Source organism: Gardnerella sp. c17Ua_118, from assembly GCF_055804255.1.
This window is the reverse complement of sequence record NZ_JANUYT010000001.1, coordinates 367,558-388,181: the sequence shown is the minus strand read 5'-3', so window position 1 is coordinate 388,181 and position 20,624 is coordinate 367,558. Positions and strand designations below refer to the sequence as shown.

Sequence of the window (20,624 nt, the reverse complement as noted above, 5' to 3'; positions counted from 1 at the left end):
TATGTTTATTGTGTTTATCGCTATCGTTTACTAACAGCACTTTGCGTAAAGAACATTAAGCGATATTTGCCAATCATAATCTCATCGCCATTATTAAGAACTGCTTCATCAACTCGATTACGATTAACATAGGTTCCGTTTAAGCTGCCAGCATCTGCAATGCTAAAAACGTTTCCATTCCTTCTAAACACTGCATGCGCTCTAGAAACAGTAGAATCGTCAAGCATAATATCTGCTCTAGAGTCACGCCCAACCGATACAACATCTTCGTCTAGCAAATAACGAGACCCAGAAACTGCCCCACGTGTAGAAATAAGCAAAGCGGTGCCTGGCAGTAGTTTTGCTATTGTGTCTAAATCATCCTGTTTGAGTGGGCGGTCTGCGTTCGAGTTTATTGGAATAGTTATTGCTGGCATGCCAATAATGGTTGTTTCGCCAGCTGTAGGAATAGGTTCAGTCATAATTGCTATTTTACCTTCTTATTCGACTGGTTTTGCATATTGATACTGTTTTGGTTCGCGTGTTGAACGAATCTCAACCTCTTCAGGCGTTGAAACGTATACGGAAGCGCCAAATTTAACTTTTAATCTAGATCCAACTCCCCCTGCAATATTTACGGCGTTTTGCAAATTTTGCGCATCGCCAATAGCCTTAACTATGTAAGGAGGATTTATCTCGATTCCATCGCACAGCAATCCATGCTTAGTGTCGGAAATATAAGTAGAAGTAACAATGCGAATATCGTTAATAGACATAACTTCCACGCCAGCGTTGCGAAGCTCTTCTATAAGCTGAAACATAGTTGCAGCATCTACGCGCTCTTTTTCTCCAGCTGTAATATGAATAATTACACCTTTTCCAATTGCTGGAAGGCGACCAGAAATCAAGCCGCTTGTTTGCGAATTTTGCTTAGCAATTCTAGCAGCTTCTTCTTGCTTATTCACAGATGCTTTTAGAGAATTAAGCTGACTTGTTAATTCAAACTTTCGTTGTTCAAGATTTTGTATTTGAGAATTAGTTTCTGTAATCAATCGCGTAAGCTCATCTTCGCTCATAGTTTGGTACACAAGAGCACTTCGATTTACTTGAATCATATATGCAAAGCTAAGAAGAGCGCAAAGAAGCATAACAAGTAAGCCTGTTAAAATGCGCGTTCTAGTAACATGACCTTGCAAAGATGGCTTATTTTTGCGCTTAACGATTGGGAAGGAACCCGTTTGCGTGCGGTCACTTTCTCGATCTTTAGCATGCTGGCGATGAAGCCGTTTAACAATATTGTCTACATTTTTATCAATATTATTATCGCTTAATTCATTGTTTTTTACGCTGTTTTTTGAAGTATTCGCAAGTGGATGTTTCATATTATCCCCTGAATCTATCCCCTAAATATAAAACGACGAATTGCAGAAACGTTAGAGAAGATTCGTATTCCTAAAACAACAATAACAGCCGTTTGCAATTGTGCACCAACTCCAAGCTGGTTGCCAAGCAAGACTAAAAGCGTTGCAGCAATAACATTTGAGAAGAACGAAATAACAAACACTTTGTCGGAAAAGCTGCGCTCAAAATAAGCTCTAGCAGCGCCAAGAAGAGCATCTAGTGCAGCAAGCACCATGATTGGCAAATACGGTTGAATAACCACTGGAATATCTGGATGCACAACAATGCCAATAAGTGCTCCTAAAATCAATCCAAGAATAGCTGTCATAACCTATTTCCTATCTTTCCTATCTTCTACTAGTCAACTCTTTTGCAAAATTGACTTCTCCCGTTCCAGCTGCCGACAACTTTAAGTTATTAGTAGCTGAAACTTGTGGATTAATACCAGCATTTGTAAGAGAAGTAAACCATTCAGAATGCTTTTGAGAATTTAACTTTTCAATAAGGCTAGAGCTGTCTCCTATTGCCTCAATCGTATACGGGCTTTGAGTTTGATTAACTCCAACAAGAATCGTGGATCCTGCAGTACGAATCGATGTTTGAGAACCAATCCTGTATCCGTTAATTGATATTGCTTCTGCTCCAGCATCCCAAAGAATAGAAACAAAGATTTGAATATCTCGATCGCTAACAACCTTGATTCTAGCACCTTTAGACATTTCTCTAGGAAGAGAGCCATTAGAAACATCGTTACTTGCAGAAATAGGATTTGCAATAGTTAAAACAACACCAGGGCCATATACAGCGTGAGTGCCATTAGTCATGTTGTCGGATTTATCAACTTGATTTTCGTACGGAGTGTTAATTCTTTTAGACTCTTTGTCTACACTAGCGCGAAGCTTTGCAACTTCTTTAACAAGATTATCGAATCTGCTTGCGTGAGTCGTAAGCTCGTTCGCTAAAGATACGCGTATAGCTTTACGCGAATCAGCGTGTAGTTTACGTACGAATTGACTACCAACAGTACCAACAGCAATGCAAATTAAAAAAACAATTATTCTTGTAATCCAAAGACTAATCTTGCTAACATTTTGCTTATTTAGTCTAGAATCCATAAAAAGCGGATCAACTGGCCTGTTGCTTAAATCATCTATTAGTCTAAGAGAATAATCTTCAAGCCTACGATGCCTATCTCGATGCGATGAAAAAGTATACGATGAATTTGTAACGTGATGAGCGCCTAAATTAAACACGGATTTAGAAAATACTGCTCTGCGCTTAGAAAACAAAACAACAGTTGGAGCAGGAAAAGACTCTGGAGCTTTGCCACTAGAGGCATAATCTCCGCTTTGATTTAGATTAGAAGTCTTTTCCACCATGATTCATCCGTTGTTATTGATTAGTTTTCAAAAATCGTAAGAATTATTTAGCCTTTTTTATTAGTAGCTTATAAGCTTGTATACAGTACAATATTCCCGCAAACCAATAAAGCGTTATTCCCCAAATCGCACATGCAATTGCAGCAGCATATAGAATAAGCACTGGCTCTGTTGCAATCGCGAAAACAATCATAAATAGAACAATAGTTACCATTAGCAATGCTGTTCCAGTTTTGCCCATAAAATTAACAGGCAAAGGGCCATAGTCGTATTGTGCAAGAATCACAATTAAAATTGCCATTATTGCGTCTCGCAAAACAACTAAAGCTAATGCCCACCAAGGTATAATCTTTGCAAATGCTAAAGCTAGTGTGCTGCAAACTATAAGAAGCCTATCTGCAATAGGGTCTAGAATCTGACCTAATTTGCTAACCTGATTAAAAGTTCTTGCAATATAACCGTCAATACAATCAGAAAGTGCAGCAATTGCAAGAACAATTAAAGCAGGCCACATTTTGTGTTGCGCAATTAAAACAGCAAGATAAGGTATTGAGCATATTCTTAAAAAGCTAATAACATTAGGCACAGTAAGAACTCGATTAAGCGCTTCAGGACTATATTCCTGACTATAAACGAATTTGACCATACCTAATTTCCTTAAAACTTTCTAAAAATAAAATTTCAATACTAATATTATTGCGAATAATAAAATATTGGGGCACTTTTATGCCCCAATATTTCTACGCACGCCAAGCTTCTTGAGCAATATTACGAATAGAATCAATTGCTTGAGCTGGGCTACTTGCTCCGTAAACTGCAGAGCCAGCAACAAGAACATCTGCTCCAGCTTGTGCAACAGTTGCAGCAGTAGATGGGCTAACTCCGCCGTCAACCTGAATATGCGTGCTTAGTCCGCGGCGCGTAATCTCATCGCGTAAACGGCGAACCTTGTTCATTTGATTGCTTAAGAACTTTTGACCACCAAAACCAGGCTCTACAGTCATAATAAGAACCATGTCGAACTCGTCTAAAATATCGAAAATAGGCTCAACTGGCTCAGCTGGGCGAACTGCAAAGCAAGCTTTGCAACCCATATCTCTAAGCTGGCGCGCAAGACGCACAGGAGCGTGAGTTGCACCCATGTGGAAGCTAACAGAATCAGCCCCGAGCTTAGCGTATTCTGGTGCCCAACGGTCTGGGTCTTCAATCATCAAATGAACATCTACAGGAAGATTAGTAACTTCGCAAATGCGCTTTACAATCGGCTCCCCCAAAGTCAAATTCGGTACAAAATGATGATCCATAACATCAACGTGAACAAGATCAGCATTGGAAATTGCTATAAGATCTCTTTCAAGATTGCAAAAATCTGCAGAAAGAATGCTAGGTGCTATTTGTATATTCATGTGTTCCATTCTAAGAAAAGCAAGCGACTAGAAAAACAAAATCTAACTAAAACTAACTAAAGCTAACTATTTAACTTAGATTCCTCTTTGGCTTCTCTTTTAGAAACCATTTTTGTTTTGGATTGAAGTTCGCGCTCACGTTCGTATGCAGTAATGTCGATTAAACGGTTCACAAGATTTGCTCGCGATTTTTTACTATTTTGCAAAATAACAAAAACAATAATCGAAGCAATAAAAATAACAATCGATACCCAAACGTTAATTCTTACTCCAAGGAAAGTGTGTGAAAAATCAATGCGTAAAGCTTCAATCCACATTCTTCCAGCCGTATACCACATTACGTAAAGAACAAACTCAGAACCAGACTTAAGCTTGCTTTTAAGCGCTTTACTAAAGCATATAAGCAAAGCAGCACCTGCAAAATTCCAAAGCATCTCGTACAAAAACGTTGGGTGAAAAAGTGTGCCTTCTGGGCATGTAAGACCGTCGTAGCATCTTTCAGCGTGACCAATTGCATTTGATGCCGAATAATTAAGTTTTAATCCCCATGGAAGTGTTGTAGGAGCGCCATAAAGTTCTTGATTAAACCAATTGCCTAAACGCCCTATTCCTTGAGCTACAAGCAATGCAGGAGCTGCACAATCAGCAAGTAGGCTTATAGGATATTTTCTGTACGCGCAAAATGCACTAGCAGCCAAAGATCCAAGTATTACTCCACCCCAGATTCCAAGTCCACCATTCCAAATCCTAAAAATTTCTAGAAAATCGCCATTTGCTCCAAAAAACTTCTCTGGAGTTGTAATAACGTGATATAGACGCGCGCCAACAATTCCCATAGGAAGGCTTACAAGAGCTATATCTAGAATTTGGTTAAAATCTCCGCCTTCTCGCTTCCATCTTCGATTTGCAATCCAAATTGCAACTAGCGCTCCAGCAAGAATCGAAAGAGCATAAAATCTTAATGTAATAGGTCCGAATGTAATTTGAGAAATACTTGGACTAGGAATAGCACAAATCGTCATATTCTTTACTTTCCTTTATTTTCTTTTACTTTCAACAAAACATAAGGACTTTTGTTAAAACGTTTAATTGGTAAATTCTAATTGGTAAAAACTAATATTAGAATCCAACAGCTTTGATTAATGCCATTAAAACTGGCGCACACAGCAAGATTGAGTCCACTCTATCTAAAACTCCGCCATGACCTTTAAGCAAATGACCCATGTCTTTAATGCCAATATCTCGTTTAAGCATAGATGCGCACAAATCACCAAAAGTTCCAACAATTCCAAACAAAATGCCCATAACAGCAGGCATCCACCAGAATTTAATCCAAGATGTTCCATAGAATCCAGCAACAATCGCGTAAGCTCCGATTAGTGCAAGAAGCATAGATCCTATAAGTCCTTCAACAGACTTTTTTGGAGATATTCGTGGAGAAAGCTTATGTTTACCTAACCATGCTCCAGCAAAAAGACCACCCGTATCGCTTAAAGCAGGTAAAAATATGAGTAGCATTGCGTGCGCTACAGCTTGTTTAGAATCAGCTATAGATAAAATAATGCAAGAAGCAAGAAGAGGAATGTACAACACTACAAACAACGAAACAGCTGTATTAGTAAAAGTATTAGCTTTTAAGCTTTTAGAAGTTGCACGCTGTAGTTTCTTTTCTACAGCACGCATAGTTCTTTTAGATACAGTGCTATTTAGAGTTGCAAAAATAACAGTTAAAATAAGCGAGGCAGTTATTCCACTTGCCATTGCAACTGCATGCCACTTTGCGTAGAAGGTTGAAAAAATCGTAATAACCGAGCAAATAGACAATACAGCAAAAGGAATCCTAAACCCCGCTGTAGCAAAGTCAACGTGCAATTCCCACAATGCAAGAAGCATAAAAACAGTTAAAAGAACAACAAAAGCATCTATACTTACAAGAAGACATGCCACAATTACAGCAATCAGCAGCACTGCAGTTGCAATAGCTTGTGGCATGTTCCTGCCAGTTCGCTTGTTTATATCTGTTAAAGCTTCATAAGCATCGTTTGTAGCATTTGAATCCAAAGAATCAAACCTCCATGATTTCCTTCTGCTTGCCTTCTAGCAAAGCGTCTAAGGAATCGGTAACTTGCTTAGTTACTTTATCTAGTTCTTTTTGCAAGCGATCGCCTTCATCTTCGCCAATCTCGCCATCTTTAACAGACTTATCAATGCTTTCTTTAGTCTTGCGACGAATATTTCTAACAGCAACCTTGCCTTCTTCTGCCTTGGTCTTAGCAAGCTTTACGTATTCCTTACGTCTGTCTTCAGTAAGCTCTGGCATTGTAACGCGAATAACATTGCCATCTCTGTTAGGGCTAACACCCAAATCTGAATCGCGAATAGCTTTTTCAACAGCATTTGCTTGCGATGCGTCAAAAGGAGTAACAGAAAGAGTTCTTGGCTCTGGAACGCCAATAGAAGCTACAGCCTTAATAGGAGTTGGAGCACCATAATAGTCAACCATAATGCCATTAAGAAGAGCAGGATTAGCTCGACCAGTCCTAATGCCCATAAAGTTTTCTTTTGTAGCTTCAACAGACTTGTTCATTTGTTCAAGAGCCTGATCAATAATAGCTGGCATGTGTTCTCCTTTATTGGTATTAGTTGTGCCAATTAAAATTTTATTTATAAATTTTATGCTTGTTAAATTTTACGTTATTAAGTTATTGCCTAATTTGCATGTTTGATTTATTGATGAGTTATTTATTGGTGATTATTCACTAATATTTCATCTATTAAGCAAATGTAGGCTCATCGTTAGAAACCAAAGTTCCAATTTGATCTCCGACTAATGCACGAGTAACGTTTCCTTCTCCTTCTAGACCAAATACACGAATCTTTTGGCTGTTGTCTCTAGCCATAGAAAGCGCAGAAGCGTCCATAACTGCAAGACCATCAACAAGCGCGCGATGGTAATTAAGAGTGAGGAATTTCTTAGCATTAGGATCTTTGCGAGGATCTGCACTATAAACTCCGTCAACTCCATTCTTGCCCATTAAAACTTCATCGCAATGAATCTCTAAAGAACGCTGAATAGAAACGGTATCGGTTGAAAAATAAGGCATTCCAGCGCCTGCACCAAAAATTACAACTCGGCCTTTTTCTAAGTGTCGAATTGCTTTAAGTGGAATATAAGGCTCAGCAACTTGACCCATTGTTATAGCAGTTTGAACGCGAGTTGCCTGCCCTGCTTGCTCAAGAAAATCTTGCAAAGCTAAGCAATTCATAACAGTTCCAAGCATACCCATGTAATCGCCGCGACTACGATCGATGCCAGCTTGTTGAAGCTCTGCACCGCGGAAGAAGTTTCCGCCGCCAACAACTATTGCAACTTGCACGCCTTCATGCACTGCTTTTACAATCTCGCCAGCAATTCTACGAATAACATGAGTATCTATACCAACGGCGCCACCGCCAAATGCTTCTCCCGAGAGCTTTAACAAAACTCTACGAGACTTGCTTTCCCCCGCTTGTGCGATAGTCATAAAACTTTCCTCCAGTCATAACGGCGAACGCAAGCATATCTTTGTTATAATATCTTTCAATAACGACACAGCAAAACACGATTTTTAACATGATTGTGGCGATTTTGTGCCGATTTTTATTTTAAGCATGTTTTGTAACGTTTTAAGCATGTTTTAGTCGTGTTTTAGTAAATACTAAATAGAGTTTTGTTCAAACGCATAAAACAAACGAATAAAAATAGCGCAACAGGCGGAATCAAACCCATTGCGCTATCAATACATGAATTAATCTAAAAATTAAGATTAATCATGTTTTTTATTATTTTTATCTTGGTTAGTATTTTGACTATCATCTAGATTCTCATCACCTGTTTCTAAATGATGCTCATCGTAGCCTTGCAAGTAACGCGTACGACGCCAATGGTGAATAGAAGCATTTATACCGCGGTGATGCACGTGGTACTTTCTAGGAGTTCCACCATGTGGCAGCTCTTTAACTTCCTTAGCAACAGCAATCTGATTCACGTTAGAAGGATCCATAATTGCGATTGGCGCAACAGGTTCTGGCTCAGTCGGAGCTGCCGTTCTGCTACTAAGCTTTGATGGGAGCCATTCAGCAAACCAAGAAAGAGCCCAACAAATCAAGAAGTACACAATTGCAGCAACAGTCAAAGTTTGCAAAATATTAAAGTACATTGATCCAAGTCGTCTAGATTCTTGGAGCAAATCAGTGTACATAATTATGGAACCTAATGCAGTATCTTTTAACACAACAACAAGCTGAGTTACAGCTGCTGGAAGCATAGCGAATATAGCTTGCGGCATTTCGATTTGTGTTAAAGATTGATATTGAGAAAGTCCAAGAGCTAAAGATGCTTCGCGCTGACCGTTAGGAAGATTTCCAACGCCAGATCGAACTAACTCTGCAACAACAGAACCGTTGTACAAAATCAAAGACAACACAACAGCCCAATAAGACGCTCCACTTATTCCAGCAAACGCAAATCCTCGCCAAAGGAAGATCATAAGCAAAAGCACTGGTACTGCTCGGCAAAACTCAACAACAACTGCAGAAATGCTACGAAGAATCAAGCTAGGCAATAGTCTTAAAAGACCAAACAAGAGTCCAAAAACTATTGATCCTGCAACAGCAAGAAGCGAAGCTTTAAGAGTCATCCACAATCCTGGAAGATAAAAATCGCTCCAAGCTTCCGATTCTACAGCTGGATTCCACAATGCCCACGAAAGCTGATTTTCGCCTTCTGGAGGATTGCTAAGTCTTAAAAGCAAAGCAATAACAATAAGCGCAAACACAACGCACGCAACAATATTTGCAATGCGAATCTTCTTTAGAGCCTTAGGCCCAGGCGCATCAAATAACAGAGATTTTTCTTGTTCTTTTGCCATTTTTATCACCTTCTAACCGCAAGCTTATTAGACAAATAAGTTGTAAGAATACCAATTGGAATAATCAACACAATGTATCCGCACGCAAAAATCAAAAAGATTGGAACAATCAAATCTGCATGCCTCTCAATCATCTCGCTCATAAGAGTAGATGTTTCAGTTGCAACAGATGCAGCAGCAGCAACAGTGGAATTTTTAAGCAACGCAATAAAAGTGTTTCCAAGAGGTGCTACAGATCCGCAAAATGTTTGAGGCAAAATCACATTAAAAGCCGATTGGAAGAAGTTAAGCCCAAGCGCTCTACATGCTTCTGCCTGACCCAAAGGTACTGTATTTAAGCCAGATCTTAAAGATTCGCAAACAAATGCTGCAGTGTAGAAACTCAAGCCAGCAATTGCAAGCCAGAAGAAGTTTACGCTAAAAACAGTGGAAAAACCGAGCTTTAGCTGTGCGTACACGCCAAGAACCATAAAAACCATGATTATAGTTAGAGGCATATTCTTAAAGAACTCAACATATGCGCTTGCAATAATGCGAAGCGAATGAATTGGACAAATCCTCATCATAACTAAAATCACACCAAGAATCGTGGAAAAAAGCACGCTCCATAATGTGATTTCAATATTTACCAAGAATGCTCCTGGAATATTGTACGAGGTAAATAATTGCACAAAGTCTTGCATTTTACTCCTCCCCCTCATTTGGTACTGGCGGATTATACTTTGCGTTTGGCTTAAAACCAGTTCCGCGCATGTTATCGTCTAAAGCTCTTTTCCATGAACCATTTTTAATCATGTCTTTAAGAGCAGCATTAATGCGCTTAGCTAGCTTAGTGTTTCCTTTTTTAATGCCAATTCCGTAGTGTTCTTCAGTAAATGGCTTACTAACAAGCTTTAGTCTGCCGCGCGATGCTGTAGCAAGGCCAGCAAGAATAATATCGTCTGTTGTAACAGCGTCTACGATTCCAGAGAATAATGCTGTTGCACACTCCGCATAACCAGGCTGTTGCATAAGTTGAACTTTTGAAGAGTACTTCTCTTTAATAACTATTGCAGACGTAGAACCAGTTACCGAGCATAAACGCTTTCCATCTAAATCGTCTGGGCCACTTACTTTATGCTCGTCTTTGCGAACCAATAAATCTTGACCAGCAATAAAATATGGTCCTGCAAAAGAAACAGTGTTTTTTCTGGCATCTGTTATGGAATATGTTGCAACAATCATATCCACATCACCATTTTGAAGCATTGCTTCGCGCTGTTTTGAAGGCGATTCCTTCCAAACAATCCTATCTTCGGAGTAACCCAACTTTTTGGCAACATACTTTGCAACGTCTACATCAAAGCCAACGTAGGTTCCAGACTTTTTGAAACCAAGACCAGGCTGATCAAACTTAATACCAATGCGTATTACGTTACTGCGATTATCGCTACTGCAAGCGCTAAGCGGGAAAACGCAGCACAATACGCAAATCATAGATAAAATTGCGCGATATGTATGCCTTAATCCCAGTTTGCAGCGCTTACACTTAAGAGCAATATTGTGTAAATATTTCATAACTACCTCTTAAAGACTTAAAAATCGATATTAATGATTTCAATTAAGAATCAAATTAATGAGTCAAAATCTTTGAAAGGAAGTCTTTTGCTCTGTCTGTCTTTGGATTCTCAAAGAACTCTTCTGGCGTATTTTGCTCAAGAATTCTGCCATCTGCCATAAACACGATTTTGTCTGCGGCTTTACGCGCAAAGCCCATCTCGTGAGTAACGCAAATCATGGTCATTCCTTCTTTTGCAAGCTCAACCATAACATCAAGAACTTCGTTAACCATTTCTGGATCAAGTGCAGATGTAGGCTCATCAAAAAGCATAACCTTTGGGTGCATTGCAAGCGCGCGAGCAATTGCCACTCGCTGCTGCTGACCGCCAGAAAGCTGAGAAGGCATCTTGTTTGCTTGATTATCTACGCCAACTCTAGCAAGAAGATCCATTGCTAAACTTTCTGCTTCTTGCTGTTCCATATGGCGAACCTTAATAGGAGCAAGCGTAACGTTTTCTAGAATCGTCTTGTTTGCAAAAAGATTAAAGGACTGGAACACCATTCCTACTTCTGCACGCAATGCGGCAAGTTCTTTTCCTTCTTGAGGAAGAGGCTTACCATCAATGCGAATATCTCCAGAGTCGATTGTTTCAAGACGATTAATCGTCCTGCACATTGTTGACTTGCCAGAACCAGAAGGTCCAATAATAACAAGCACTTCGCCTTTATTAACCGTTAAGTTAATATCTTTCAAAACGTGAAGCTTGCCATAATGTTTTTCAACATGGCTAAGTTCCACCAATGGCTGTGCTACTTTTTTTGTGTTGTTTAATTTAGTATCCATAAAAAGGATTCTAATGTTCTTGTGTTACATGCGTTTATCGTAATAGTTACTTTTAACCACCTATAAAGTTACGAAAAACATTAAAAATGATACAAAAATGTTAATTTTACTTAAAAAAATGCCGTTAAGCCTTGATTTTTGGTTTAGTTAACCAAACGACTTAACGGCATATGCGAATATTAATTCTTGTTTAACGCTTGCGACTATTCGTCTTCTTCTGGATCGTAGTCAACGCCAGTTTCTGCACGCTGTTCGGCAGAGATTGGAGCAGGAGCACCAGTTAGAGGATCACGGCCGCCGCCAGCCTTAGGGAATGCGATTACGTCGCGAATCGAACTTGCTCCTGCAAGAATTGCAGCAGTACGATCCCAGCCCAAAGCAATACCAGCGTGAGGTGGAGCACCATACTTAAACGCTTCAAGCAAGAAGCCAAACTTTTCGTCTGCTTCCGCTTTATCGATTCCAAGAACGTTAAGAACGCGATCTTGAATATCGTCGCGGTGAATACGAACGGAACCGCCGCCCATCTCGTTACCGTTGCAAACAATGTCGTAAGAATCGCTCATTGCATGCTCTGGGTCTTTATCGAACTTGTCAATCCAATCAGCAGATGGCATTGTAAATGGATGATGCATAGAAGTCCACTTGGAGTGGCCGACTGCAACATCGTCATCGTCTGGATCATCCGTGCGCTTAAACAGTGGGAAGTCAACAACCCAAGTAAAAGCAAACTCGTCTGGGTGAAGTAATCCTGCGCGGCTAGCAAGCTCTACGCGGACAGCACCGAGCAAAAGCTGAGAAGATTCGCGGCTGCCTGCTGCAAAGAACACAGCATCGCCATCTTGCGCACCAACAGCTTCCTTAAGTCCTGCACGCTCTTCTTCGCTAAGATTCTTAGCAACAGGACCTTTAAGCTCGCCATCTTCACCAAAGACTACATAAGCCAAGCCCTTAGCTCCGCGCTGCTTAGCCCAATCCTGCCATGCGTCAAACTGACGACGAGGTGTATCTGCACCGCCCTTAAAGAGCACAGCGCCAACATAAGGAGCTTGGAACACACGGAATGGAGTGTTCTTAAAGAAGTCAGTCAACTCAATAAGTGGGTTTCCAAAACGCAAATCTGGCTTATCGGAACCGTACTTATCCATTGCTTCTTGCCAAGTAATTCGAGGCAAAGGAAGAGTGATTTCGTGGCCTGCTTCCTTCCAAATAGCAGCGATAACGCGCTCTGCCATAGCCATAACATCTTCTTGGCTTGCAAAGCTCATTTCCATATCGAGCTGAGTGAACTCAGGCTGACGATCTGCGCGGAAGTCTTCATCGCGGTAGCAGCGAGCAAGCTGATAGTAGCGTTCAACACCAGAAACCATAAGCAACTGCTTTAAGAGCTGAGGAGACTGTGGAAGAGCGTACCAAGAGCCTGGAACCAAGCGCGCTGGAACAACAAAGTCGCGAGCGCCTTCTGGGGTGGACTTAATAAACGTTGGTGTTTCTACCTCTGTAAAGTCCATATCTTCCAAAGCGTGGCGAGCAGCTTTAGCCATATTAGAGCGAAGCTTCAAATTGCGTTGCATTGATGGGCGGCGCAAATCAAGATAGCGGTACTTCAAACGTACGTCTTCGCTAGGAAGCTTGTTTTCGGACTCGTTTTCCAAAGCGGTAGAAACTTGGAATGGTAACGCATCGGACTTAGCGAGAATCGTTACTTTATTTGCAACGATTTCGATTTTTCCTGTTGCTAAATGGTCATTTTCATTGCCATCTGGACGCAAGCGAACTTCGCCAGTAACTTGCACAACAAACTCGCTTCGCAATGGTCGCGCAGTTTCTTCATCGTAAATAACAACTTGTACTAAGCCAGTGTTGTCTCGAACGTCTACAAAGGCAACGCCACCGTGGTCGCGGCGGCGATCAACCCAACCAGCAATGGTTACGTTTTGTCCAACTAATGTCTCAGTCACTTCAACGGCATGGTGTGTGCGATACGCCGTCTGGCTCATAAGTCCACTTCCTTGTTTTAATAATTTTGTTAATTTTTGTTTTGACTTTAATAGTTTACCGCATGAATCGCGCTTTCAAATATTAAAATCTTAAAAAGCAAATCGCAAATCGCAAATCTTAAAAAGCAAATCGCAATTATTGAGCGCAAGAAACAGTTTGATGTGCATATGCATCATCTGGCTGCCAAGACGTAACGTCTGCGCAAACTTGCTCTCCTGTAATAATGTTTTTTACTTCATCATGACTAGATTCAGAATCTGTGCTATCTGCTGGGAACCAAACGTATGGAATACCCAACTTATCTGCATACTTGATTTGTTTACCAAGCTTTGCAGCACTTGGAGATACGTCTGTTGCAATTCCTCTAGAGCGAAGCTTTTGAGCAATCTGATTACAAGCTGGCCTATCTTCCTCATTCCAAACTGCAACCATTACTGCAGCAGGAGAAACGCGTGAAACTGTAGCTCCAGCTGTGTGAAGCATGTAAGAAAGCAAGCGCGAAAGTCCTATAGAAAGACCTACGCCTGGATACTTTTTGTTTCCTTGAGAAACAAGATTGTCGTATCTTCCGCCAGAGCAGATTGACCCTAGGGATTCAGCGCCTTCTAGGAACGTCTCGTAAACTGAGCCAGTGTAATAATCCAAGCCGCGTGCAATCTTCAAATCTGCAACAACAGATCCTGGACGAATTTTTGATGCATCGTCTACAATCATCGCAAGCGTTTCTACGCCTTCAATCGCTAAAGCGTAAGATTCATTGCTAGAATCCCTAGAAATATTGTGTTTATCGCATAAATCGTTGAATTTAGTCTTTAACTCTTCGCCACTATTTGCGCTAAGCTCTGCCAGCTCTAAGCATGCTGCAGCTTGAGAATCCGTAGCTGCGCATTCTTTTACAAGAAGATTTGCAACTTCTTTTGCGCCAATCTTATCTAGCTTATCGATTTCTCGAAGAACACCTTCAATATCGCTTAAGCCAATTCCTCTATAAAAACCTTCGGAAAGCTTGCGATTATTCGCGTGAACAGTGGCTTTTGGCAATCCAAACTTGCGCAAACGCTCCAAAGCTTCGACCATAACAAGCGGAAGCTCCACTTCGTAGTGAGATGGCAAGTCGCCATTCCCTACAACGTCAATATCTGCTTGAACAAACTCGCGGAAACGTCCTTCTTGTGGACGCTCTCCACGCCAAACTTTTTGCATTTGCCAACGCTTAAATGGGAATGCTAAATCGCCAGTGTGTTCAACAACATACCTACTAAGAGGAACTGTTAAATCAAAGTGCAATCCAATGCGATTTTCAACTGGTGTGTCGCTTTCGTGCCCCACTTCTTGCAATCTAGATAAAAGATATATTTCTTTACTAGTTTCGCCTTTTTTCAACAAGCTTGAACCCTGCTCAACAGCACGAGTTTCAATGCCTATAAAACCATTTAATTCAAAGACTTCCCGCAATGTGTCCATAACACGCTGCTCAACAGCGCGCTCACTTGGAAGCCACTCGGGAAAACCAGATATTGATGAGCCTTGTACCATGTCCACTATAATAGGTTATGTTACGGAAAAATCATGGCTTACCGTCATACTTATTCGTAACACTATTACCGTGCATATGCTCTAAGGAGTCGTCCCGTGACCGAACAGACTAAACCTATAGAAACTACTAAACAAGCTACCCCAAAGCCGCATGCTCCTTCGCCTGCAAGCTTAGCAAATAAAGCTCGCGTTGTTGCTGCCGTTCCTGCTATTTCTTATAGCGAAGAAGACGTTAAAACCGCAAAAACCTTTGGGCGCGTTGATGAAAATGGAAATGTGTATGTTCGAGAAGCTGGTGGAGAACGCGAAGTAGGGCAATACTCTACTGGCACTCCAGAAGACGCTTTGACTTTCTACGTACACCGTTATCTTGACTTAAAAATCAAGCTTAATCTTTTTGAAAAAAGACTTGAATCTTCTAACGTAAGGCCAAAGGAAATTGACGAGACCTTAGCTACTTTAGATGCGGAGCTTAAGGAGCCATCTGTTGTTGGAGATCTTGCCGCTTTAAGCGCGCGACACGCCGAGCTAAAAACTAAAGCTGCATCTAAAAAAGATGAACTCGCTAAAGCTCGCAAAGAGGAGCTAGAGAAGGCTCTTAAAGATCGCACAGCCATTGTTGAACAGGCAGAAGCGCTTATTGCACAAATGGGCGAGTCTACAAATTGGCGCTCGCTTTCCGATAAGCTTCGTTCGCTGTTCGATAAGTGGCAGCAGCATCAGCGCACTACGATTCACTTAAACAAGGCGGATGCGGATGCTCTTTGGCAGCGTTTTTCCAAGGCTCGCTCTGCGTTCTCTCAAGCTCGCTCTGCTTGGGTTAAAGAGCGAGACAATGAGCGCAATAGTGCTAAAGAGATTAAAGAAGCAATCATAAAAGAAGCAGAAAGCCTAAAGGATTCTACTCAATGGCGTGAAACTTCAATGAAGTTTAATGCTTTGATGGATCGCTGGAAGAAGGCTGGAAATGCTGGTCGTCAACACGACGACGAATTGTGGACTAAGTTCCGCGAAGCTGCAGATGCTTTCTACCATGCTCGTCAAGAAGATAGAGAAAAGATGAGTGCTGGCGAAAAAGAAAATCTTAGCAAGAAGGAAGCATTACTAGTTAAAGCAGAAGCTCTTGTTCCTGTTAAAGACGAAGAAGCCGCTAAAGATGCTCGCAAAGCATTGTCTGAGATTCAAGAAGAATGGGACAAGATTGGCTTTGTTCCACGCGAAGATATGCGCAGAATTGAATCTCGCTTGAACGATGTAGACAAGAAGATTAAGGCTGTTGAAGACGCTGCTTGGAAGGATGCAGACCCAGAAGCAGATGCTCGCAAATCTAGTTTTGCTGCTCAATTAAAGGCTCAACTCGAAGAGCTTGAGTCTAAGATTGCAAGCGAAAAAGATGCAAAGCGTAAAGCTAAGCTACAAGCAGAAAAAGCAACTAAAGAACAGTGGCTTAACGCTATTAAGTAGTTTGGCTTATAAAGCAAAGCATTAATCAAAGCATATTGCAAAAATAAGGCTGCTTGACGAAAAGTCAAGTGGCCTCATTTTTTATCGATTAATCGATTAATGATTTTGCAAGACTAACAAATGTATTCGCTAATTGAGTGTTTGCTAGTTTGCCATCTTTTGTAAGAACAGCAGGTCTGCCCGATTCTCCAATTTCTCTAATACTTGTGTCTAACGGAATTTGAGCAAGAAGAGGAACACTCTTACCAAGAGCTTTGCAAAGCTGATCGCTCACGCGCTTTCCGCCTCCCGAACCAAAGATTTCTAAGCGTGCTCCATTATTATCGAACCAACTCATATTTTCTACAACACCGCGCACATTAACTGGAATTTGCAAAGCCATAAGCCCCGCTCTAACAGCAACATCCGAAGCGCTAGGTTGAGGTGTTGTAACAACAACAAGCTCCACATTCGGCAATGATTGTGCAACAGCTAAAGCCATATCTCCTGTTCCAGGAGCCAAATCTAAAAGAAGCACGTCTGGATCTGCCCACCAAACATCGCATAGAAATTGCTCAAGAGAACGTTGCAAACGAGGTCCTCGCCACAAAATCGCGCGATCTGTTCCAGCAAACATTCCAATAGAAATCAGCTTAACTCCCCAAGCTTCAACTGGCATAAGCATGCCGTTCAGATTAGTCGGTTGAGTTGTAACTCCAAACATGCGTGGCAATGAAAAACCATAAACATCTGCATCTATTGCTGCTGTTTTGTAGCCAAGAGATGCAAAAGTGGCAGCCAAATTAGCTGTTATAGAAGACTTTCCAACTCCGCCTTTTCCAGATGCAATAGCAAAAATCCTTGTTTTAACGCCATTTTTATTGAACGGATTTTCTTTACGCTCCTCTTTTAAATCCGAAACAAGCTTTGCAAGCTTATCTTTGCTCATAGCGCTTACGTTTACTGTTGGAATAAACGTTGCATTTGGGTACTTTGCTACAACTGATTGAACTCTTTGCGTAATAACTTGAGCTAATGGGCAGTCTGGAACAGTAAGCTCAATATCTATAGAAACGCTATAAGTTGGATTATGATTATTTGATTCGCATGATTTTTCGCTTACGCGAACGCCCGTAACCATGTTTAATTCGGTAACAGAACGCCCTAATTCTGGATCAATCACACTACCTAATAAGTCGTAAATACGCGTTTCTAATTCAACAAGATTATCACTCATGTTTTTACAATTCACTTTGCGAATCAAGTGTAATATCGTTTTTTAGTGCAGATTCAACACTACCTGTTTTAAGTAAAATCTTAAATTGATTCTCGTTCAACATTGGTATGCCAAGTTCTTCTGCTTTAGCTTCTTTAGATCCAGCATTTGCTCCAACAATCACACAATACGTTTTTTTACTAACAGAAGATGCAGCTTTTCCGCCTCTAGATACAATAGCTTCTTTAGCAGAATCTCGTGTGAAATCTTCTAAAGACCCTGTAACAACAACAGTTTTGCCACTAAGCGTTTGCTCAAGATTATTGGATTGTGCAGAATCGTTTCCAACAACTCCAGCTTCTTTCCATTTTCTTAAAACTTCACTACGCCAATCGTTAGAATCTTTTGATTTTTCAAACCAATCAAAAACAGCTTGAGCAATTTCTGGACCAACGCCATCAATTTGAGTTAAATCCTCAATAGTCGCATTTGCAATATTTTCAATTGAGCCAAATCTTGCAGCTATAAGGCGAGCTGTTGGCGGCCCAAGCCTGCGAATAGAAAGTGCCACTAGCACACGCCAAAGAGGCGCAGACTTACCTTTTTGAGCTATTTCTTCTAGCATTGCTCTTGTTGTTTCGCTAGGACGAGTGTATTCTGGCGCTTCAACTGTTTTAAGAACATTATTTACGCGAATTTTCTTTTCAACTAGCTTTGTTACATACGCATCTATAGGAACTTCAAACAGTGGGTAGTTTGGATTAAAAGATTCGTTAGACTCATCACTACTAAAGTCGTTAGAATTACTAGAGTCGTTATAATCATTAGAATCATCATTCAACTTTCTTCTAGTAGCTTCTAAAGGCCTAGTCCAAAAAGCTGAGACTTGCCTCCATAATCCACTTCCGCCAATCTTTTTAGATCGTTTTTTGAGTTTTCCGTCTTTTCCTACTTCTTCCCATTCTTCAACAAGCGGAATCTCCTTCCAAACTTTAACATTTCTTAAATCGTTAGCACTAAGGTTAAAAATATCAGCTTCGCTAGTAAGAACAGGAGCTTGAGGAGCAGGAAGATCGCAATTCGACTCTGGTAGAATCGGCGGATTAGAAGATCCACGCTCAACAACTATTTTGCTTATGCTTTTATCTTCAATATAAACTTTTGACGTTATTGGCCTAGAATCTTCTGGATTAGTTAGTGCAAGAGCAGATGCTTCTCCAAGGTTTTCAATATCAAAAGCTTGTCTTGAAGCCAAGTTGATTATGCGCTCAGTAAGCTGAGCTGGGCAATTTTCTACATTAGGGCAGCGAATGTCTTTGTCGCCTTCTTTTGTAGGAGCAAGCTTTGTTCCGCAAGATGGGCAATACTCTGGCATAATGAATTTTTTCAATTCATTTTCTCTGCCATCTCTATATTTGAGCACAGGTCCAACTAATTCTGGAATAACATCTCCAGCTTTGCGAACAACAACAGTATCTCCAATAAGTACGCCTTTATGCTCAACTTCGTATGGATTGTGCAAAGTTGTACGAGATATTGTGGAGCCTGCAACAGTTACTGGCTCTAAAACAGCTACTGGAGTTACTCTTCCTGTTCTTCCAACTTGAACAACAATATCTTTTAAGCGCGTATTAACTTCTTCTGGCGGATACTTGTACGCAATTGCCCAACGCGGCGCTCTAGAAGTTGCACCAAGCTTTTTTTGCAATGCGCGATCGTCTACTTTTACTACAATTCCATCTAGAGCATGAATAATAGTGTTTCTATGCTCGCCATAGTAGTCAATCATGTCTTCTATTTGTTCAAAAGACGTAACCTTGCGCGTATATGGAGAAACAGGAATACCCCATTTTTTGTACAATTCGTAAGCGTCCGATTGGTTGAAGGATGTTTGAGCATGAGCATTAGATTCACCACCGCTTTGCGCTAAGTCCTTCCACTTTAGATTTCCTAATCCGTGTGCTATAAAACTCAAGCGTCTTGTAGATGTAATTCTAGGATCCTTTTGTCTTAAAGATCCTGCAGCCGCATTTCTTGGATTTGCAAAAGCAGGCTTTCCTAAATCTTCTTGCTCAATGTTTAGCTTTCTAAAATCCGCCCACTTCATAAATACTTCGCCGCGGATTTCCACAAATTCTGGAATATCGTCTGGATTTTCACCATGCAATTGCGTAGGAATTTCTTCGATTGTTCTTACGTTTAGCGATATGTCTTCTCCAGTAACACCGTCTCCTCGGGTTAGCCCTTGTTCCAAAGTTCCATTTCGATAAATAAGATTTAGCGCAAGTCCATCGATTTTTACTTCGCATGTCATTGGCAGCGGCTTATTTTCGGGCCATTGCAAGTCTCGAATAATGCTGTTATACCAGGATTTTAATTCATCAATCGAAAAAACATCATCCAAGCTCATCATTCTTGAAGGATGACGAACTGGCGCAAAATCGTTAGAAAAAGTTCCGCCAACTCTATGCGTTGGCGATTGAGGCGTGTCTAGAATCGGAAAAGTAGACTCAAGCGCGCTTAAAAATCGCATTCTTGCATCGTAAGCTGCGTCGGAGCTTGTTGGAGAATCGTCAACATAGTATGCGATTTGATCTGCTTGCGCCCATGCAGCCAATTTTGCCCATAATCTTGCGCCTTGTTCTGTTGTTAAAAGCGAAGGATCAAGCTTAGCTAATTGCATTGCGCCCGAATCTGATGGCTCTAGCTTAGCAATCCAATTGTCAAAATCTGCGATTGAACTAAAAGTGTTAGACTCACTTAAATCACTTGTTACATCATGTGATTGCTTTGCGCTTTGAATCGTTGATGCAAATTTGCCATTAACGCTTGGCTCATTATTATTTTGCATATTTTCAGCATTATTAACACTATCTAGATCATCAAAAAGTGACAATTGAGCACCGATTGAATGTTGCATTGAATCACCATTAGATGCAGCCATGAGTCTTCCCTTCAAAGCGTTTATTC

The 20,624-nt window shown here is 40.8% G+C and carries 19 protein-coding genes; 1 reads left to right on the top strand and 18 read right to left on the bottom strand.

The genetic code is table 11. The features are described from left to right. Window positions 1-20: 20 nt before the first annotated feature. From NYP69_RS01660 to hisS, 16 genes are all read right to left on the bottom strand, one after another. Window positions 21-461, bottom strand: a complete 441-nt coding sequence (locus NYP69_RS01660) for an FHA domain-containing protein (protein WP_016635312.1) — start codon at window positions 459-461, stop codon at window positions 21-23. 18 nt (window positions 462-479) lie between these two features. Next, window positions 480-1,361, bottom strand: coding sequence for a DUF881 domain-containing protein (locus NYP69_RS01655; RefSeq protein ID WP_081090848.1), 882 nt, complete (start codon window positions 1,359-1,361; stop codon window positions 480-482). A 14-nt stretch (window positions 1,362-1,375) separates the two neighbouring features. Next, window positions 1,376-1,708 carry a small basic family protein gene (locus NYP69_RS01650; RefSeq protein ID WP_004130859.1) on the bottom strand — a complete coding sequence of 111 codons (333 nt, stop codon included), beginning with the start codon at window positions 1,706-1,708 and terminating at the stop codon, window positions 1,376-1,378. A 19-nt stretch (window positions 1,709-1,727) separates the two neighbouring features. After that, the gene (locus tag NYP69_RS01645) at window positions 1,728-2,759 is read right to left on the bottom strand and encodes a DUF881 domain-containing protein (protein WP_060785981.1); all 1,032 of its coding nucleotides are present in this window, start codon (window positions 2,757-2,759) and stop codon (window positions 1,728-1,730) included. 43 nt (window positions 2,760-2,802) lie between these two features. Further along, window positions 2,803-3,405: a CDP-alcohol phosphatidyltransferase family protein gene (locus NYP69_RS01640; protein WP_060785980.1), complete on the bottom strand. Its 603-nt coding sequence runs from the start codon at window positions 3,403-3,405 to the stop codon at window positions 2,803-2,805. A gap of 94 nt (window positions 3,406-3,499) precedes the next feature. Continuing rightward, window positions 3,500-4,165, bottom strand: a complete 666-nt coding sequence (gene rpe / locus NYP69_RS01635) for a ribulose-phosphate 3-epimerase (RefSeq protein WP_004130865.1) — start codon at window positions 4,163-4,165, stop codon at window positions 3,500-3,502. Between the two features lie 62 nt (window positions 4,166-4,227). Next, window positions 4,228-5,187 carry a prolipoprotein diacylglyceryl transferase gene (lgt, locus tag NYP69_RS01630; protein WP_060785979.1) on the bottom strand — a complete coding sequence of 320 codons (960 nt, stop codon included), beginning with the start codon at window positions 5,185-5,187 and terminating at the stop codon, window positions 4,228-4,230. Window positions 5,188-5,284: 97 nt separating this feature from the next. Further along, window positions 5,285-6,226, bottom strand: coding sequence for a phosphatidate cytidylyltransferase (locus tag NYP69_RS01625; protein WP_473412874.1), 942 nt, complete (start codon window positions 6,224-6,226; stop codon window positions 5,285-5,287). A gap of 4 nt (window positions 6,227-6,230) precedes the next feature. Then, complete coding sequence (gene frr, locus NYP69_RS01620; RefSeq protein WP_016635318.1) at window positions 6,231-6,785, bottom strand: ribosome recycling factor; 555 nt, start codon at window positions 6,783-6,785, stop codon at window positions 6,231-6,233. Between the two features lie 154 nt (window positions 6,786-6,939). Further along, on the bottom strand, window positions 6,940-7,689 hold the full coding sequence (gene pyrH, locus NYP69_RS01615; protein WP_004130872.1) for a UMP kinase: 750 nt from the start codon (window positions 7,687-7,689) through the stop codon (window positions 6,940-6,942). A gap of 282 nt (window positions 7,690-7,971) precedes the next feature. Beyond that, window positions 7,972-9,075 carry an amino acid ABC transporter permease gene (locus tag NYP69_RS01610; RefSeq protein ID WP_473412873.1) on the bottom strand — a complete coding sequence of 368 codons (1,104 nt, stop codon included), beginning with the start codon at window positions 9,073-9,075 and terminating at the stop codon, window positions 7,972-7,974. A gap of 5 nt (window positions 9,076-9,080) precedes the next feature. Next, entirely contained in the window at window positions 9,081-9,758 is a 678-nt protein-coding gene (locus NYP69_RS01605) for an ABC transporter permease subunit (RefSeq protein ID WP_004130876.1), read from the bottom strand. A 1-nt stretch (window position 9,759) separates the two neighbouring features. Beyond that, window positions 9,760-10,632: a glutamate ABC transporter substrate-binding protein gene (locus tag NYP69_RS01600; RefSeq protein WP_004130879.1), complete on the bottom strand. Its 873-nt coding sequence runs from the start codon at window positions 10,630-10,632 to the stop codon at window positions 9,760-9,762. A gap of 55 nt (window positions 10,633-10,687) precedes the next feature. Next, entirely contained in the window at window positions 10,688-11,458 is a 771-nt protein-coding gene (locus NYP69_RS01595) for an amino acid ABC transporter ATP-binding protein (protein WP_004137994.1), read from the bottom strand. A 203-nt stretch (window positions 11,459-11,661) separates the two neighbouring features. Then, on the bottom strand, window positions 11,662-13,458 hold the full coding sequence (gene aspS, locus NYP69_RS01590; protein ID WP_004130884.1) for an aspartate--tRNA ligase: 1,797 nt from the start codon (window positions 13,456-13,458) through the stop codon (window positions 11,662-11,664). A 136-nt stretch (window positions 13,459-13,594) separates the two neighbouring features. After that, window positions 13,595-14,995, bottom strand: coding sequence for a histidine--tRNA ligase (gene hisS / locus NYP69_RS01585; RefSeq protein ID WP_004133130.1), 1,401 nt, complete (start codon window positions 14,993-14,995; stop codon window positions 13,595-13,597). A gap of 96 nt (window positions 14,996-15,091) precedes the next feature. Between hisS and NYP69_RS01580 the strand changes: the two genes are divergently transcribed. Beyond that, window positions 15,092-16,459, top strand: coding sequence for a DUF349 domain-containing protein (locus tag NYP69_RS01580; RefSeq protein WP_018615795.1), 1,368 nt, complete (start codon window positions 15,092-15,094; stop codon window positions 16,457-16,459). Between the two features lie 88 nt (window positions 16,460-16,547). Here the strand turns inward: NYP69_RS01580 and NYP69_RS01575 are convergent, their stop codons facing one another. Further along, window positions 16,548-17,675 (bottom strand): Mrp/NBP35 family ATP-binding protein, encoded by a 1,128-nt coding sequence (locus NYP69_RS01575; protein WP_473412872.1) that lies wholly within the window; start codon window positions 17,673-17,675, stop codon window positions 16,548-16,550. Window positions 17,676-17,679: 4 nt separating this feature from the next. After that, on the bottom strand, window positions 17,680-20,598 hold the full coding sequence (ligA, locus tag NYP69_RS01570; RefSeq protein ID WP_473412871.1) for an NAD-dependent DNA ligase LigA: 2,919 nt from the start codon (window positions 20,596-20,598) through the stop codon (window positions 17,680-17,682). Window positions 20,599-20,624 lie beyond the last annotated feature (26 nt).